Annotated in this window: 19 protein-coding genes and 1 tRNA gene; 10 read left to right on the top strand and 10 right to left on the bottom strand. The window is 61.1% G+C overall.

Features of this window, described 5'->3' with window-relative positions:
* Positions 1 to 5 precede the first annotated feature (5 nt).
* Positions 6 to 80 (top strand) — tRNA-Thr (locus tag ACR0AD_RS16145).
* A gap of 273 nt (positions 81 to 353) precedes the next feature.
* On the opposite strand, the gene ACR0AD_RS16150 is transcribed toward ACR0AD_RS16145, so the two are convergent.
* Positions 354 to 617, bottom strand: a complete 264-nt coding sequence (locus tag ACR0AD_RS16150; protein ID WP_209505782.1) for a DUF2312 domain-containing protein — start codon at positions 615 to 617, stop codon at positions 354 to 356.
* Positions 618 to 863: 246 nt separating this feature from the next.
* Between ACR0AD_RS16150 and ACR0AD_RS16155 the strand changes: the two genes are divergently transcribed.
* The gene (locus ACR0AD_RS16155) at positions 864 to 1,082 is read left to right on the top strand and encodes a hypothetical protein (protein WP_209505778.1); all 219 of its coding nucleotides are present in this window, start codon (positions 864 to 866) and stop codon (positions 1,080 to 1,082) included.
* A 9-nt stretch (positions 1,083 to 1,091) separates the two neighbouring features.
* Here ACR0AD_RS16155 and ACR0AD_RS16160 read toward each other — a convergent pair whose 3' ends face one another.
* Positions 1,092 to 1,307: a hypothetical protein gene (locus ACR0AD_RS16160; RefSeq protein ID WP_209505776.1), complete on the bottom strand. Its 216-nt coding sequence runs from the start codon at positions 1,305 to 1,307 to the stop codon at positions 1,092 to 1,094.
* 244 nt (positions 1,308 to 1,551) lie between these two features.
* Here ACR0AD_RS16160 and ACR0AD_RS16165 point away from each other — a divergent pair, with 244 nt between their 5' ends.
* From ACR0AD_RS16165 to ACR0AD_RS16180, 4 genes are read left to right on the top strand one after another with little or no spacing between them, the layout of a single operon-like run.
* Positions 1,552 to 2,415 (top strand): MBL fold metallo-hydrolase, encoded by an 864-nt coding sequence (locus ACR0AD_RS16165; protein WP_209505774.1) that lies wholly within the window; start codon positions 1,552 to 1,554, stop codon positions 2,413 to 2,415.
* A gap of 34 nt (positions 2,416 to 2,449) precedes the next feature.
* Complete coding sequence (locus tag ACR0AD_RS16170; RefSeq protein WP_480488395.1) at positions 2,450 to 2,878, top strand: YeeE/YedE family protein; 429 nt, start codon at positions 2,450 to 2,452, stop codon at positions 2,876 to 2,878.
* Positions 2,878 to 3,312 carry a DUF6691 family protein gene (locus ACR0AD_RS16175; protein WP_267366618.1) on the top strand — a complete coding sequence of 145 codons (435 nt, stop codon included), beginning with the start codon at positions 2,878 to 2,880 and terminating at the stop codon, positions 3,310 to 3,312. The genes ACR0AD_RS16170 and ACR0AD_RS16175 overlap by 1 nt, the downstream gene beginning before the upstream one ends.
* Positions 3,313 to 3,321: 9 nt before the next feature.
* Positions 3,322 to 3,753: a protein tyrosine phosphatase family protein gene (locus tag ACR0AD_RS16180; protein WP_209598123.1), complete on the top strand. Its 432-nt coding sequence runs from the start codon at positions 3,322 to 3,324 to the stop codon at positions 3,751 to 3,753.
* Positions 3,754 to 3,756: 3 nt separating this feature from the next.
* On the opposite strand, the gene ACR0AD_RS16185 is transcribed toward ACR0AD_RS16180, so the two are convergent.
* The 5 genes from ACR0AD_RS16185 to ACR0AD_RS16205 all read right to left on the bottom strand — a co-directional run bounded on the left by ACR0AD_RS16185 (position 3,757) and on the right by ACR0AD_RS16205 (position 9,666).
* The gene (locus ACR0AD_RS16185) at positions 3,757 to 4,854 is read right to left on the bottom strand and encodes a FliM/FliN family flagellar motor C-terminal domain-containing protein (protein ID WP_480488397.1); all 1,098 of its coding nucleotides are present in this window, start codon (positions 4,852 to 4,854) and stop codon (positions 3,757 to 3,759) included.
* 78 nt (positions 4,855 to 4,932) lie between these two features.
* A complete protein-coding gene (locus ACR0AD_RS16190) occupies positions 4,933 to 7,611 on the bottom strand; it encodes an ATP-binding protein (RefSeq protein ID WP_480488399.1) in 2,679 nt (892 codons plus the stop codon).
* On the bottom strand, positions 7,611 to 7,919 hold the full coding sequence (locus ACR0AD_RS16195) for a hypothetical protein (protein WP_209505761.1): 309 nt from the start codon (positions 7,917 to 7,919) through the stop codon (positions 7,611 to 7,613). Before ACR0AD_RS16195 ends, ACR0AD_RS16190 begins: the two co-directional genes overlap by 1 nt.
* Complete coding sequence (locus ACR0AD_RS16200; RefSeq protein ID WP_480484506.1) at positions 7,916 to 8,296, bottom strand: response regulator transcription factor; 381 nt, start codon at positions 8,294 to 8,296, stop codon at positions 7,916 to 7,918. Before ACR0AD_RS16200 ends, ACR0AD_RS16195 begins: the two co-directional genes overlap by 4 nt.
* Positions 8,297 to 8,373: 77 nt before the next feature.
* Positions 8,374 to 9,666, bottom strand: coding sequence for a helix-turn-helix domain-containing protein (locus ACR0AD_RS16205; RefSeq protein WP_480488401.1), 1,293 nt, complete (start codon positions 9,664 to 9,666; stop codon positions 8,374 to 8,376).
* 209 nt (positions 9,667 to 9,875) lie between these two features.
* On the opposite strand from ACR0AD_RS16205, the gene ACR0AD_RS16210 reads away from it, so the two are divergent.
* The 4 genes from ACR0AD_RS16210 to aat all read left to right on the top strand — a co-directional run bounded on the left by ACR0AD_RS16210 (position 9,876) and on the right by aat (position 13,107).
* Positions 9,876 to 10,412 carry a LuxR C-terminal-related transcriptional regulator gene (locus ACR0AD_RS16210; RefSeq protein WP_209505755.1) on the top strand — a complete coding sequence of 179 codons (537 nt, stop codon included), beginning with the start codon at positions 9,876 to 9,878 and terminating at the stop codon, positions 10,410 to 10,412.
* Between the two features lie 151 nt (positions 10,413 to 10,563).
* Entirely contained in the window at positions 10,564 to 11,058 is a 495-nt protein-coding gene (gene accB, locus ACR0AD_RS16215) for an acetyl-CoA carboxylase biotin carboxyl carrier protein (RefSeq protein WP_267364694.1), read from the top strand.
* Between the two features lie 9 nt (positions 11,059 to 11,067).
* Positions 11,068 to 12,417, top strand: a complete 1,350-nt coding sequence (gene accC / locus ACR0AD_RS16220; RefSeq protein WP_480488403.1) for an acetyl-CoA carboxylase biotin carboxylase subunit — start codon at positions 11,068 to 11,070, stop codon at positions 12,415 to 12,417.
* A gap of 48 nt (positions 12,418 to 12,465) precedes the next feature.
* Positions 12,466 to 13,107 (top strand): leucyl/phenylalanyl-tRNA--protein transferase, encoded by a 642-nt coding sequence (aat, locus tag ACR0AD_RS16225; protein WP_480488405.1) that lies wholly within the window; start codon positions 12,466 to 12,468, stop codon positions 13,105 to 13,107.
* Here the strand turns inward: aat and ACR0AD_RS16230 are convergent.
* The 3 genes from ACR0AD_RS16230 to ACR0AD_RS16240 are packed head-to-tail and all read right to left on the bottom strand — an operon-like array spanning position 13,053 to position 14,265.
* On the bottom strand, positions 13,053 to 13,421 hold the full coding sequence (locus ACR0AD_RS16230; protein ID WP_480488407.1) for a DUF2155 domain-containing protein: 369 nt from the start codon (positions 13,419 to 13,421) through the stop codon (positions 13,053 to 13,055). The two genes, aat and ACR0AD_RS16230, sit on opposite strands and share 55 nt — an antisense overlap.
* Positions 13,418 to 13,870, bottom strand: coding sequence for an outer membrane lipid asymmetry maintenance protein MlaD (gene mlaD / locus ACR0AD_RS16235; protein ID WP_480488409.1), 453 nt, complete (start codon positions 13,868 to 13,870; stop codon positions 13,418 to 13,420). Before mlaD ends, ACR0AD_RS16230 begins: the two co-directional genes overlap by 4 nt.
* 11 nt (positions 13,871 to 13,881) lie before the next feature.
* Positions 13,882 to 14,265 carry an NADH:ubiquinone oxidoreductase subunit NDUFA12 gene (locus ACR0AD_RS16240; protein WP_267364687.1) on the bottom strand — a complete coding sequence of 128 codons (384 nt, stop codon included), beginning with the start codon at positions 14,263 to 14,265 and terminating at the stop codon, positions 13,882 to 13,884.
* Positions 14,266 to 14,279: the final 14 nt, after the last annotated feature.

A 14,279-nucleotide genomic window follows, 5' to 3' on the forward strand; every position in this document is an offset into this window, starting at 1 on the left:
ACAGCGCTGCTGTAGCTCAGAGGTAGAGCACTCCCTTGGTAAGGGAGAGGTCGAGAGTTCAATTCTCTCCAGCAGCACCATCCTTCATATTCCTGCGAAAAAGCGCGCTTTTATCCGGAAGGGTTTGGGCGTTCCGGCGTCTTTGGCCATTGGTGTGTCTGAGACTTTAGTGGTGCGCGTTTGGTTAATGGGAGGTTCGATACAGCCCGGAAGCGTCAAGCGCTGTGCGTGGTCGTACCACGCGCTTGGCAAAGGGGACCCGCTGCGCGCCCCCGTTGCATCCCTTGGGCCAGTGGCTCTTTCAGGGCATTGAACCCATTCCAGAGCCATAGATCGTTTCATGGCGGTCGGGCTTAGGTCATACCCAGCGCTTCTTTGTACATTTCGATGACGGCCTCTTGCTCGGCGATGTCATCCTTGTCCCTTTTTCTGAGCGAGATGATGCTGCGCAGGGCCTTTACGTCATAACCACGCGACTTGCTTTCGGCGTAGACCTCTTTGATCTGGTCGGCGATGTCTTTCTTTTCCATCTCAAGGCGCTCGATACGTTCCACAAACTGGCGCAGCTCGCCCGCGGTGACCTTGTAATTTGCTTCTGCTTCTTCAGACATGCTCATCTTTTTTGTTCCCGGTTATGGACCTGCAACCAGAAGAGGACAGCCTGCGGCCAGCGGTGAACGGCGGTAGCCCGATCAACGGGAGCACCTTCGATACGCGCCTGCCCCAGAGGCTGAAACCCTGGTGTGGAATGCCGGATACAGTGCTGCCGCCCGGGTCGCAAGCACCCAATGGGCTGGCGCACTTGTATGACCCCAACCGATCCGTTAAGCGCGTGATCAGGTCACGAGGATATGCGGGGAACCATGTTTGAATTCATCACCTGGGGCGGTGCAGCCCTGTCTGTGGCCGGGCTTGCCGGTCTGGTCTGGTGCATTCTTCGCGTGATGCGGGCGCGCAAGGCCGGTCTGTCGGATGACGAGCTGCGCGCGGTGGTTCAGGGGGTCTTGCCCTGGAACCTGGCCTCGCTGTTTCTGTCGGTGCTTGGATTGATGCTGGTCATCCTCGGGATTTCCCTTGGATGACCATCCGGTTCACACCGGCAAGTTATCAAACTGCGCTTCAATCGCATCTTCGCACAAGGCCGCATCCAGACGACGCAGGCGCGAAGGCACCTCCATCCCCTGCTGCCGCATCCGGTCAACAATCTTACTCACACTCGGCTGAAGCGCCAAACGCGTTTCCAGACCCGCGTTCACAAGCTTACGTTCAAGCTGCTCGGCTTCGGAATAAAGACCAGTCGGTGTCATAACTATCCTCCCAAGTGGCGCCAGTATCCCCAATATACGTAACGGGATTACGACCCGCAGATAATATCGTAGCCTTGTGCGGGAAATTGCCTGCCATGGTCGAAGTTTCGGCAATCTGACGCGGATAGGTTAAAGATTAAGCCAGGATTTCAGCGGTTGCTTTGACCGGCATCAAATTCAGGTTCGATATTGCATCACATTCCAATTCACATATATGATATGCGTGACCGAAACGGAGAAGATCATGACACCGAAAGTGAAAGCGTTTTTTGACGAGCAGACCTTTACGGTTTCCTACGTGGTTCATGAACCTCAGGGACGGGCCTGTGCCATCATCGACAGCGTACTGGATTTCGACCATGCCTCGGGGCGGACGTCGACAACCTCGGCGGACAAGATCATCGATTTTGTGCGCGCGCAGGACCTTAAGGTCGAGTGGATTTTGGAAAGCCATGTCCATGCCGACCACCTGTCGGCGGCCCCCTACCTGCAACAGGAGCTGGGCGGCAAGATCGGGATTGGCGATCAGATCGTCACCGTGCAGGACACGTTTGGCAAGGTTTTCAACGAAGGAACCGAATTTCAGCGCGATGGCAGCCAGTTTGACGCGCTGTTCAAGGAAGGCGACAGTTTTCACATCGGCCAGATGCGGGGCGACGTGCTGCACACCCCCGGCCATACACCGGCCTGCATGACCTATGTGATTGGCGATGCGGCATTTGTTGGTGACACGCTGTTCATGCCCGATTTCGGCACAGCGCGCTGCGATTTTCCCGGAGGATCGTCGGCCACGCTGTTCCAGTCGATCCAGAAGATACTGTCGCTGCCGGACAACACTCGCATCTATGTCGGGCATGATTACAAGGCCCCGGGCCGCGACGAATACGCGTGGGAGACGACGGTGGGTGAGCAGAAGGCGCTGAACGTCCATATCGGACAGGGGCGCAGCATCGAAGACTTCGTGGAAATGCGCGACGCGCGGGACGCCACGCTGGCCATGCCGCGCCTGATCCTGCCGTCTTTGCAGGTCAACATGCGGGCCGGTCAGATGCCCCCGGCGGATGAACAGGGCGATGTTTTCCTGAAACTGCCGGTCAACAAGCTGTGACGCGGGCACAACAAATCACAAAGGGAAATCCCACATGATTATAGAGTGGATCTGGGGGCTGTGCGGCGGTCTGGTGATCGGTCTGGCCGGGGCGGTTTACCTGCTGGGCAATGGCCGGATCATGGGCGCAAGCGGCATTCTGGGCGGCCTTGTCGATGGCAGCGCCAAGGGGAGCATGGCCGAAAAGCTGGCCTTTATTGCGGGGCTTGTCGGAATGCCCCTTCTTCTGCGCCCGTTGATCCTGCCCGAGGCCCAGACGCATCTTACCAGCAATCTGGGTGTTGTCATTCTGGCCGGGCTGCTGGTCGGTATCGGTACACGGATCGCCAATGGCTGTACCTCGGGGCACGGGGTGTGCGGGATCTCTCGGTTCTCGCTGCGCGGCATCGTGGCCACCGTTTTCTATATCCTTGCCGGGGGCGTCACCCTTGTGCTGCTGCGTCATGTGTTGGGAGTGATCTGATGCGCCTTTTCATTTCATTGATCGCCGGATCGCTGTTCGGCGCCGGGTTGCTGATTTCAGGCATGACAGACACCACAAAAGTTCAGGGCTGGCTGGATGTGTTTGGCAACTGGGATCCGACGCTGGCCTTTGTGATGGCCGGTGCCATCCTGCCGATGCTTGTGGCGTGGCGGATGACAACCGGACGGCAAAACGCCCTGACCGGCGGAGCCTTTCCACCCCCTGCAAAGCCCGAGGTTGATCGCAGGCTGATCGTGGGTTCGGTTCTGTTCGGGATGGGCTGGGGACTGGCCGGGCTGTGCCCCGGACCGGCAATGGCCTCGCTGAGCTATGGCGGGCTGGGCGGGCTGGTCTTTCTGGTTGCAATGGCGGCCGGGATGTTCGTGGCACCACCGCTGGGCGCGCAACTGGACAGGGCGGCAAACGCGGCCTAAGGAATTGGCATGGAGATTCGTCAGATTACCCCCCGCTATGCTGTCTCGCCGCAGATCACGGTCGAGGATGTTCCGGCCATCGCCGAGGCTGGCTTTGCCAAGGTGATCTGCAACCGGCCCAATGCCGAAGTTCCCCCGGCCATGCAATCCGACGCGATCGGCGAAGCGGTGCGGGCCGCCGGTATGGAATATGAGGTGCTGGAGCTGACCCACCAGACGATGACGCCTGAGAACGTGAAGCGGCAGCGCGACATGGCGGAAAACGGCAGTGGTCCTGTTCTGGCCTATTGCGCCTCGGGCACGCGGTGTTCGGTGGTTTGGGCGTTGGGCCAGTGCGACCACATGAGCACGGACGACATCCTGAGTGCGACCGGCAAAGCCGGGTATCAGCTGGACAATCTGCGCCCCATGCTGGACCAGATCCGCGGCACTAGCGGCTGAGCGTCACTCAGTATTGCTGCCAAGGTCCGTCGGCCCCAGCCCCGCAAGCTGCGTGATTTCCGCGACCATCCGTTCGGAATCGTTCACGATCAGATCGCTGTCTGTCAGATCTGACACCCCGGTCGGGACGGTCTGGGCGTGCGCATCATGCACAGTTGGTTCGACCGGATGATCCTGCGGTGGTGTTCCACTTTTGCTGGCGATGAAGTCCTGCGCGTCAGCGCCGGTCAGGGCTGGCAATGCAGCGGTTTCATTCAGCCGCACGGCGCGGAGACCACCGCATTGCCCTAGGCGACCGATACCCGCGCGTGTCCGGTCAATCGACAGAACCTCGGTCCGGTCCAGACGGGCCCCGCGCAACGGCAGAATGTCCCCGATCCGCAGTCCCGAGAGGTCGGACAGCGGCAACGACATGCGGCACAGCGCGGCGGTCAGTTCCGCCCGCATTACGCCCGAACACTGATCCATGCGCAGATCAGCCTTGTCCCCGTTATCTTCTGCTTCATCCGAGGCGGCGGGATGTTCAGGCAGAAACACAGATATGCGGCCCTGCTGCTCTCCGTTTGCGAGATCGACGGTCAGTTCGAAAATGCGATACACCTCTTCCGTCATCGCCAGCGACAGGGTGCGCAAATCCTTGGCGCGCGAGGTAAATTCCAGCCCTGCAAGGCAAATCTGATCGCTTGAGGCGTCGAACAAAGCGGCGGAACCGGTCAACGCGGCTTCGATCAAGGGGGCCACGATGGCGGCGTCGGTATCAGTAAACGTGCGTGCGCCGGGATCACCGGACAGGACCTGACCAATGGTCTGGGCCTGAACAATGGCCGAGACCGCATTCGGGTTGAGACAGGTCGCGGCGCGGCCTTCGGGGCCGTCAAACACCAGCAGCAGCCAATCCTGCCCCGCGGCGTCCCCCGGCACCTCCTGCGACTGGTTGGATTGCTTTGCCCCGATAATTGCCAGAGGTAGGTTCAGCCGGTCGCCCGCCGCCCTTGCGAACCCAAGGCGCAGCGCCCGCAGAACCGAGCGCGGGCGATCCCCCAGATCCTTTTGCCCGACGGACAGTTTGCGCGCCAACGCGGCATTGACATCTTGTGACATGACGCCCGATCACCAATTGTTCCAGAACCTGGCAACCGGTTTACACCCTCGGGCGTTACCAAGTTCTTTATGGCCGCGTCACTGCGCCGCCTGCTGGTAGGCCTGCGGCAGGCTGATCCGGAAGGCCGCGCCGCCCTGCCCCGGCAGATAGGTGATCTCACCCCCCAGCCGCTGCATGATTTCGCGGCAGATGGCCAGACCAAGCCCCGCTCCGCCAGCCTTGTCGCCGCCCACGCGGGCAAATTTCTCAAACACCATCGAACGCGCGCCCGGTGGGATGCCGCTGCCATTGTCGATGAAGTCGACGATGACCCGCCCGCCAACATCATGGGCAGAAATGACCAGCACCGGATCGTCCGCGTCGCAGTATTTCTGCGCATTCGAGATCAGGTTGATGAACACCTGTCCCAACCGATCCAGATCCGTATGCAGAAAGATGCGCTCGGCCGCGCGGGTCCGGCGGACAGTGATCTTTCGGTCCGCCCCGGCCAGAGCGCTGGGCACGGCGCGGTCCAGGACCGAGCGCAGGCTGTCATCGCTGAGATTGAGGCTGACCTGCCCGTTTTCAAGCACGCTCAGATCCAGCAGATCATCGAGCAGCCGGGTCAGGCGCAGGGCTTCGTCATGAATGATCGCGGCATAGCGGGTCTGCTCCTGGCGGCTGAGGCCATCGGTGTCGCGCATGATTTCCGAAAACGCCCGGATCGAGGTCATCGGCGTGCGCAATTCATGACTGACCTGAGTCAGAAAGCTGTCCTTCTGTTCGGAAATCTGGGTGAGCTTGGCGTTAGCCTCGCGCAGCTGGCGTGCGGTTCGGCTGAGTTCGGAGGACTTTTCCTCGAGCTGGCCGGAATATTCCAGCAACTGCGCGGATTCGTCGGCCACGGCCAGCAGATCCTCGACCGAGACCGACGATCCGCCCACGATCTGGCCGATCATCGCATGGGCCATGGCCGCGCCGACCGAGCCGCTGAGCTCGCGTTCCAGACGGTTGAGAAAGCCCGGCGTCGGTTCCGGCAGGTGCGAACGGCCACCCTGTTTTTGCGCCTCGGCCTGAAAGAATTCCTGTGTGGGGCCGGTGCCCAGAATGCGCTGCGTCATGATCATCAGGTCTTCGCTTTGCGCCACTGACCCGGACCAACCGCGCGGCGCGACCGAGTGATCGAAGACGTTGACGAACTGCGCCCCTTGCAACCGTTCCAATGGGCTGGGAAAGCTGAGCAGGGACGCGACGCAGAAGGCAAGCGTGTTCAGGGACAAGGACCACATCACCGTATGCACCATCGGATCGATCCCCTCGATCCCGAACAGGGCATGAGGGCGCAGCCAGCCGAGACCGAACAAGCCGTTTTGCAGCACGGTTTCGGGCATCCACGCCCCGCCCATTCCCGGCAGCAGCAGGGTGTAAATCCACAGCACAAAGCCGACGGTCAGCCCGATCAGCGCCCCGGTCCGGGTCGCCCTGCGCCAGAACAGCCCCCCGACCAACGCTGGCAGAATCTGCGAGATACCGGCAAAGGCGATCAACCCGATCGAGGCCAGCGCCGCACCGCCACCGGACAGCCGGTAGTAGAAAAAGCCCAGCGCAATGATGGCGGCAATGGAAACTCGGCGTGCCATAAGAACAATGTTGCGCACATCGCCCGATACCGAGCCGGTGCCTTCCTGCGTGTTCAGCCAGATGGGCATGACCACATGGTTCGACACCATTGTCGACAGGGCCATCGCACTGACGATGACCATCGAGGTTGCCGAGGAAAACCCGCCGATGAAGGACAGCATTGCCAGCCAGTCATTGCCTTGGGACAGCGGCACGGTCAGCACGAACAGGTCGGGGTTGGCGCCCTGGGGCAGCAGGTCGAGACCGACTACGGCGATGGGCACGACAAACAGGCTCATGAACAGCAGGTAGAGCGGGAAAGCCCAGGCAGCGGTTCTGAGATGGCCTTCGTCATCGTTTTCCACCACCATCACCTGAAACATCCGGGGCAGGCAGATAAAGGCGGCGGCGGACAGAAAGATGAACGTCGTCCAACGCCCGGCATCGACATTCCACTGGCCGATTTCCGAGGCGTCGATCCGGTCCATCATCGGGCCAATGCCGCCCGCGATCCCCCACACCACGAAAACGCCCACGGCGATCAGCGCAAACAGTTTGACAACGGCCTCGACCGCGATGGCCGTGACCACGCCATGATGACGTTCGTTCACGTCCAGATTGCGGGTGCCGAACAGGATGGCAAACACGGCCAGACCAGCCGCGACCCAAAACACGCTGGACCCTTCGCGGTAGAGGCCTGATGGGTCAGCCTCGGCAAAGATCGAGAAGGACAGGGTAATCGACTGCAGTTGCAGCGCGATATAGGGCGTGCCGCCGAGCACCGCCAGAATGGTCACGCAGACCGCCAGCGTGTTCGACTTGCCATACCGGGACGACAGCAGGTCGGCGATCGAGGTGACCCGCTGGCTGCGCCCGACGCGCACCAGCTTGCGCAGCCCCCACCACCAGCCGACCATCACCAGCGTCGGACCGAGGTAGATGGTGACAAATTCCAGCCCCGACCGCGCTGCGTTGCCCACCGCGCCATAAAATGTCCAGGCGGTGCAATAGATCGACAGGGACAAAGTGTAGATCACGGGCGAACGCAACCATTTGCCACGCCCGGCCGCAGCCATGCGATCCGCGGCGAAGGCCACCGCGAACAGGAACACGACATAGCCAAGGCAAACCAGAATCAGAATATTTATGGTGGCCATCACTCAGCGCCCGTGTCCGATCCTTCGCGCGCGGCCATGCGGCGGGCGGCCAGCCCAAAGACAAACCCGGCCAGGATCAGCGCGCCCCAGCAGAGGAATATGTAATACATCGCCGAAGACAAGGGCACAGCCGCATCCCCGCCGGACGGGTCCGGCCACAGCAACGGAAGCGCCAGCAGCGCCGCACCCAGAAAGGGCAAAATCCGGGCGGCATCCGTCAACCTGTGACGACGATAGCTTTGTCGTTCCAGAAAAAGCGAGGGGCGTGTGCCCGGTGGTTTGGTCTTGTTGCCCTCGCCGGACATCATAAGCGCGTCGCCTGCGCGTGAAGATCACGCACCGCTGTCAGAACTTCGGCATTGGAAAACGGTTTGGTCATGAAGCGGCTGACGCCTGCGTTTTCGGCCATTTCCCGGTCGCGCGACTGACCCCGTGCGGTCAGCATCAGAACCGGCAAGCCTGCCAGTTCCTCCATTTTTCTGAGTTCCCGCAGGATATCCATGCCGTTCTTGCCCGGCAGCATGACATCCAGAATGACCAGATCGGGCTGCGCCCCCTGGATCACCTGAACCGCATCCGTTCCGTCGCCATGCGTTTCGACCTGCCATCCCTCGCGCGACAGCAGGAACCGGATAGCCTCGGCGATGTTCGGTTCGTCCTCAATCAGCAGAACCTTTCGGCTCATATGTTCAGTTCCTCCCATAACCGGTCTTCCATCCCGAGACCGGTTCCCGCCAGATTAAGCGGTCTGTCATGAACGTGTCAAAAACCTTCGCTCAAAATCGACGGCTCGCGCCGGGCTTTGCAATCGCGGTTTGGGCAGACACGGCAATTTGGCCCGACCTGAGTGACCGGCACCCCGTCTGACGGGTCCCTGACCGGGCGCACCACCATGACCGAGCGATAAGCCGGGTCCTGATCGTATCCCGACACCGCATGCGGCCAGGCATAAGCGACGCAGTCGAACACGGCCGAGGACCTTCCGGTCAGGACGACCTGCTTGCGCACCGGCACCAGCGGACGGCTGAGGGCCGTGAACAGCGGCCAGAGCGGGCAGACATCGCCGTGTCGGGGCAAGGTAAACCCCTGAATCGGCTTGAGAAACAGGATACTTCCGGACGCGTCGCACAGTACCATGCCGACCGGTTGTGACAGGATGCCATCTGGCAGAAAGGCCAGGCGCCTGAGGACGGTGGCAAAATCAACCGAGAACCGCTGCGCCAGTTCGATGGGGTTCGGATCACCCTGCTGAACAACCGCTTTGACGGCCTCCAGCGGCAGCGCCTGCGCGTCTGCGCGATAGATCCTGAGAACTTCGCGCGCGACGGTGCGCGCCGCCGAGGTATTGAGCCCGCTCAGGTCAACCGCGTCCACATCACCCCCGTCTTCCAGTTCGGAAATCGTGTAGGCGCGGGCTTCAAAGAAGGCTTCGACCTCTTCCAGGGGAACGGCACGCGGATCAACCGCCGAGTCGCTTTCGTCGAGGAAGGTCACCAGCGCCTTGGAACTGCCTGCCAGCCGTTCGGCATCCTGATGCAGGTTCTTGTGGAAACGCTCGCGCCATTCGGCCTCGATATCTTGGGTATCCGCTAGGATCGCGGCGGTCGAGCGTATGGCGGCGGCGGTTGACAGAACCTCGTGCATCGACGCGGCCAATTGCGGGTCGTGCGTAAGGCGGTCGGACAGGGTTTCGACGTTCCGCTCCAAAGACACGACACGGCGATGCATTTGCGCCAGAACACCGGCCCAGCCGGGAAAGCGCCCGGCGAACTCCTCGAGCCCGTCAATCTCGGCCTTCTGCCCGACCGCATCCTCGGCCGCCTCGCGCAGGGCGGAAACCAGAGTTGCCTCGATCCCCTGTGTCAGGACCGAAGGTTCAATGCCCAGCGCCGCCGCGATATCGACCAGCAACTTGCCCCCGATCCTGCGGCGATTGTGTTCGATCAGGTTCAGATAAGACGCCGATACTCCGGCCTGCCGCGCCAGTTCCGCCTGCCGCAGCCCGGCAATCTGCCGTCTTTCGCGAATGCGACTGCCTGTCAACGTGTCGCGCATGCTTACTTTCCCTGAATTCAGACCCGTCGAATTTCACGCTCGTTTTCAGATTATAGCATCTGTTTCCGCAGGTTAATCATTTCTTTTCAGATGACATTTACAACTTTAACAACTTGGCGCTGACCACAGCATCGGTTTCGGGCTTCAATCTGGCGCAAGACATCGCATCCCCCCTTCATTTTCGCGCGCTTTCCCGGCACCATACACGCATGAGCGACCCCGCCTTTGAATATGCGCCGATCGGGCTTGTTGAGCTGGAAAACCGGATCATCCGGCGCTGCAACCTGCAATTTGCCCGCACCTTTGGCGGAGAAGAGAACGACTATCGCAACATGCCGCTGTTGCACCTTTACCCTTCGGTCGCGGATTGGGAGAGGATTGGCGAACGCAGCCTGCAGGTGATGCGCGGCACCGGATATTACACGGATGAACGCGTCATGCGCCGCCGCAGCGGCGACCTGTTCTGGTGCCGCGCCCGGGGCCGGTCGCTGACGCCCGACGACCCGTTCCGCCACGGTATCTGGAGCTTTTCCGACATATCCGAGGAACGACCGCTGGTTGAGCTGACCATCCGTGAACGCGAAGTGGCCATCCTGTCCTGCCGCGGCCTGTCGGCCAAGGAAATCGGAGCAGAGCTGGGCCTGAGTTACCGCACAATCGAGGCTTACCGCGCCCGTTTGCTTGAAAAATTCGGCGCACGAAAGCTGTCTGAACTGGTCGCCAAATTATCGGGGATGCCCCTGTGACCCGTCCGACCCTTTAAATTACGCGTGAAACGCATGCCAGATGGTGCGAGTCGGCGCTTTTCATGCACCGCCGCTTAGCCTATAACCCTGCGTAATTTGATCAGAGCCCGCAAGAAACAGACGGGCCAAAGGGGAACCGTCGAGGATACTCATGACAGACACCAAACACGAAGCGGATGTGGCATTCATCAAGGCTCTGGCCGAGTTGCTGCGCGAAAACGATCTGACCGAGTTGCAGGTCAAACGCGAATATGGCGAAGAAGACAGCCTGAACGTGCGCGTCAGCCGTATGACACAGACCGTGGCCGCTCCGGTTCAGATGGCTGTTCCTGCGGCAGCGCCCGCCCCTGCTGCGGCACCGGCTGCGGCCCCCGCGGCGGCCCCTGCTGCCGCCGAAGATCCGGCCAGCCATCCGGGCGCTGTCACCTCGCCCATGGTGGGCACGGTCTATATGCAGCCGGAACCCGGCGCGCCCGCGTTCATTTCCGTCGGCGCGACAGTGTCTGAAGGCGACACGCTGCTGATCGTCGAAGCGATGAAGACCATGAACCACATCCACGCCCCCAAATCGGGCACCGTCAAGCGCGTGCTGGTGGGCGATGGCGACGCTGTTGAGTTCGGCACCCCTCTGGTCATCATCGAGTAAGGCGGGCCCATGTTCGACAAGATCCTGATTGCCAACCGAGGCGAGATCGCCCTGCGCGTCATCCGCGCCGCGCGCGAGATGGGGATAAAAACGGTTGCCGTCCATTCCACCGCCGACAGCGACGCGATGCATGTGCGCATGGCGGACGAATCGGTCTGCATCGGCCCCCCGCCCAGCCCGCAAAGCTATCTGTCGGTGCCCGCGATCATTTCGGCCTGTGAGATCACCGGCGCGCAGGCGATCCATCCCGGCTATGGCTTTTTGTCCGAAAACGCCGAGTTCGTGCAGATCGTCGAAGATCATGGCATCACGTTCATCGGCCCCACCGCGGAACATATCCGCGTCATGGGCGACAAGATCACCGCCAAGGACACGATGAAGGCGCTGGGTGTGCCTTGCGTTCCCGGTTCGGACGGTGGCGTTCCCACGCTGGCCGACGCCAAGCGCATCGGTGAGGAATTCGGCTATCCCGTCATCATCAAGGCCACGGCTGGCGGCGGTGGGCGCGGCATGAAAGTCGCGATGAACGCGAACGAGATGGAAAGCGCCTTCATGACCGCACGCGCCGAAGGCAAGGCCGCCTTTGGCAATGACGAGGTCTATATCGAGAAATATCTGACCACGCCGCGCCATATCGAGATTCAGGTCTTTGGCGACGGCAAGGGCAATGCGGTGCATCTGGGCGAGCGCGATTGTTCGTTGCAGCGCCGTCACCAGAAGGTCTTTGAAGAGGCCCCCGGCCCCTGCATTACCGCCGAAGAGCGCGCCCGGATCGGCAAGATCTGCGCCGACGCGGTGGCCAAGATCAACTATATCGGCGCTGGCACCATCGAGTTCCTGTATGAAAAGGGCGAGTTCTATTTCATCGAAATGAACACCCGCCTGCAGGTGGAACACCCTGTCACCGAAGGAATTTTCGGCGTCGATCTGGTGCGCGAGCAAATCCTTGTCGCAGCGGGTGAACCGATGTCATTCGGTCAGGACGATCTGAAGATCAACGGCCACGCCATCGAGGTTCGGATCAACGCAGAAAAGCTGCCGAACTTTTCGCCCTGCCCCGGCAAGATCACGGCCTATCACGCGCCGGGCGGTTTGGGCGTGCGGATGGACTCGGCACTTTATGACGGCTATTCGATCCCGCCCTATTACGACTCGCTGATTGGCAAGCTGATCGTGCAGGGCCGCGACCGGGCCGAGGCGCTGGCGCGTCTGCAACGCGCGCTGGGAGAGTTGATCGTCGACGGTATCGACACCACCGTGCCCCTGTTCCACGCCCTGTTGCAGGAGCCCGATCTGCACAGCGGCGAGTACAACATCCACTGGCTGGAGCGCTGGCTTGCGGAGAACATGGAAAAATAAGGGCCAAGTGCCAGAGGGCCCGCGCCCTCTGGTCGCCCTATCACCGGCATGAGCCTGACCCCCGAACTGCTGCTGCACGGGTATTCCATCGGTATTTTCCCGATGGCCGAACACCGCGACGATCCTGAACTGTTCTGGGTTGATCCCAAGTTTCGCGGGATATTTCCGCTGGACGGGTTCCACATCTCGCGCAGCCTTGCGCGCCGCATCCGGAACTGCGGGTTCGAGATTTCAATCAATCGGGATTTCTCCGGCGTTGTTGATGGGTGCGCTGACCGGTCCGACACCTGGATCAACGCGGAACTGCACGCCCTTTATCGCCAGTTGCACCAATCCGGTCATGCGCATTCACTGGAAGTCTGGGACGGAGCGGCGCTGGTGGGCGGCGTATATGGTGTGACGCTGGGGGCCGCGTTCTTTGGCGAAAGCATGTTTTCGCGCCGCACGGATGCCTCGAAAATCGCGCTCGCCTATCTTGTGGACCGTTTGCGGCAAACCTGCTTTCACCTGTTTGACACGCAGTTCCTGACCGCGCATCTGGCGTCCCTTGGGGCGATCGAAATCCCGCGTGGTGCCTACAAGCAAGAACTGGAAGAAGCCCTGAACCAGAGCGCTGACTTTGCCGCGCCGATCACTCAGTCCGCAGAAGGCGTGATACAACGGATGACCCAAACGTCATACCGCGCGTGATCCAGCGCATTCAGCGCCGGAGAGGTCGCAATCATCCAGCCGTCAAACAGCTGATCCGCTTTGCCCGTTTCCCAAATGGTCAGATAGGCGAAGGCATCGCCTGTCGGGTTATCCACCGGATACCGGCAATCCCCCAGCGCCACATCCAGCCCGAAAACAGCTTCGGTCTGACCTGTCTGCAATTCGATATCAACCGTCTGGCCACTGACTTTGTCGAGCCCGCGCAGCATGGCGCCGGGGCCAGAGTTGACTTTCTGCTGCGCGGCGGCGCCGGTTCCAGCCAGCAACAGGGCAATCAGGGCGGCGCGCATCATTCGCCGCCATCTCCGGCTACGAACTTGACCAGCAGCGAGATTAGGCTGACCGCACCCTGGGTATCCTGAATCTCGTCTCCGGGTTCAAAAAAGAAGGGCGAACCGCCAGGCATGACTTCGACAAAGTTTCCACCCAACAGCCCTTCGGACGAGATCACGATGGCGCTGTCATCGGGTACAAGAACGCCTTCGGCAACAGAGAATGTCGTGTCGGCACGATAGGTGTCCGGGTTCAGCTTGACCCCGGTAACGGTGCCGATTTTCACACCGGCAAGACGGACATCCGTGCCGACGCCAACCCCTTCCAGCGACCGGAACGAGGCGCCCAACTCATAGCCCGCAGCACCTTGCGACAGGCCGGTTGATTGGCTGGCATAGACGCCAAACGCAATGGCACCGGCCAAAACGACGCCTCCGACAAGAACTTCGGTCCAGTTATGGGTCGACATCTTCGCCTCGTTTATTCCGGGCTCCAGGCCTCGTAATCCCTGCGCTCAACCGGCTTGGCCCGCCGCAGCGACCCGGCAGGCGCATAGGCCAGCGCCGTACCTGTCAGGTTCTCCTGATGCGGTTTTTCCCAGGCTTTGTGCGGCAGTGGTTTGTCGGTCGGGGGTTCGTCCCAGGTGCGGTGCAACCAGCCGTGCCATTCGGGGTCAACCCGGCTGGCTTCGGCCTCGCCATTGAAAATCACCCAGCGCCTGCTGTCGTCGGCGGTGCGATAAAACACATTGCCTTCATTGTCTTCGCCCACTTTCACACCCTTGCGCGCCGTATAAAGCTGCGTGTTCAGTGTTGACCCGTTCCACCAGGTCACGGCTCGTAAAAGACTGTTCAGGATTCCCATCGGCTGCCTCCGGC

This window comes from Ruegeria sp. BH8 (assembly GCF_056538065.1).

Coding starts and splice junctions, on each gene's coding strand:
- ACR0AD_RS16150 (WP_209505782.1), bottom strand. CDS start 617: ATGAGCATGTCTGAAGAAGCAGAAGCAAATTACAAGGTCACCGCGGGC.
- ACR0AD_RS16155 (WP_209505778.1), top strand. CDS start 864: ATGTTTGAATTCATCACCTGGGGCGGTGCAGCCCTGTCTGTGGCCGGG.
- ACR0AD_RS16160 (WP_209505776.1), bottom strand. CDS start 1,307: ATGACACCGACTGGTCTTTATTCCGAAGCCGAGCAGCTTGAACGTAAG.
- ACR0AD_RS16165 (WP_209505774.1), top strand. CDS start 1,552: ATGACACCGAAAGTGAAAGCGTTTTTTGACGAGCAGACCTTTACGGTT.
- ACR0AD_RS16170 (WP_480488395.1), top strand. CDS start 2,450: ATGATTATAGAGTGGATCTGGGGGCTGTGCGGCGGTCTGGTGATCGGT.
- ACR0AD_RS16175 (WP_267366618.1), top strand. CDS start 2,878: ATGCGCCTTTTCATTTCATTGATCGCCGGATCGCTGTTCGGCGCCGGG.
- ACR0AD_RS16180 (WP_209598123.1), top strand. CDS start 3,322: ATGGAGATTCGTCAGATTACCCCCCGCTATGCTGTCTCGCCGCAGATC.
- ACR0AD_RS16185 (WP_480488397.1), bottom strand. CDS start 4,854: ATGTCACAAGATGTCAATGCCGCGTTGGCGCGCAAACTGTCCGTCGGG.
- ACR0AD_RS16190 (WP_480488399.1), bottom strand. CDS start 7,611: ATGGCCACCATAAATATTCTGATTCTGGTTTGCCTTGGCTATGTCGTG.
- ACR0AD_RS16195 (WP_209505761.1), bottom strand. CDS start 7,919: ATGATGTCCGGCGAGGGCAACAAGACCAAACCACCGGGCACACGCCCC.
- ACR0AD_RS16200 (WP_480484506.1), bottom strand. CDS start 8,296: ATGAGCCGAAAGGTTCTGCTGATTGAGGACGAACCGAACATCGCCGAG.
- ACR0AD_RS16205 (WP_480488401.1), bottom strand. CDS start 9,666: ATGCGCGACACGTTGACAGGCAGTCGCATTCGCGAAAGACGGCAGATT.
- ACR0AD_RS16210 (WP_209505755.1), top strand. CDS start 9,876: ATGAGCGACCCCGCCTTTGAATATGCGCCGATCGGGCTTGTTGAGCTG.
- accB (WP_267364694.1), top strand. CDS start 10,564: ATGACAGACACCAAACACGAAGCGGATGTGGCATTCATCAAGGCTCTG.
- accC (WP_480488403.1), top strand. CDS start 11,068: ATGTTCGACAAGATCCTGATTGCCAACCGAGGCGAGATCGCCCTGCGC.
- aat (WP_480488405.1), top strand. CDS start 12,466: ATGAGCCTGACCCCCGAACTGCTGCTGCACGGGTATTCCATCGGTATT.
- ACR0AD_RS16230 (WP_480488407.1), bottom strand. CDS start 13,421: ATGATGCGCGCCGCCCTGATTGCCCTGTTGCTGGCTGGAACCGGCGCC.
- mlaD (WP_480488409.1), bottom strand. CDS start 13,870: ATGTCGACCCATAACTGGACCGAAGTTCTTGTCGGAGGCGTCGTTTTG.
- ACR0AD_RS16240 (WP_267364687.1), bottom strand. CDS start 14,265: ATGGGAATCCTGAACAGTCTTTTACGAGCCGTGACCTGGTGGAACGGG.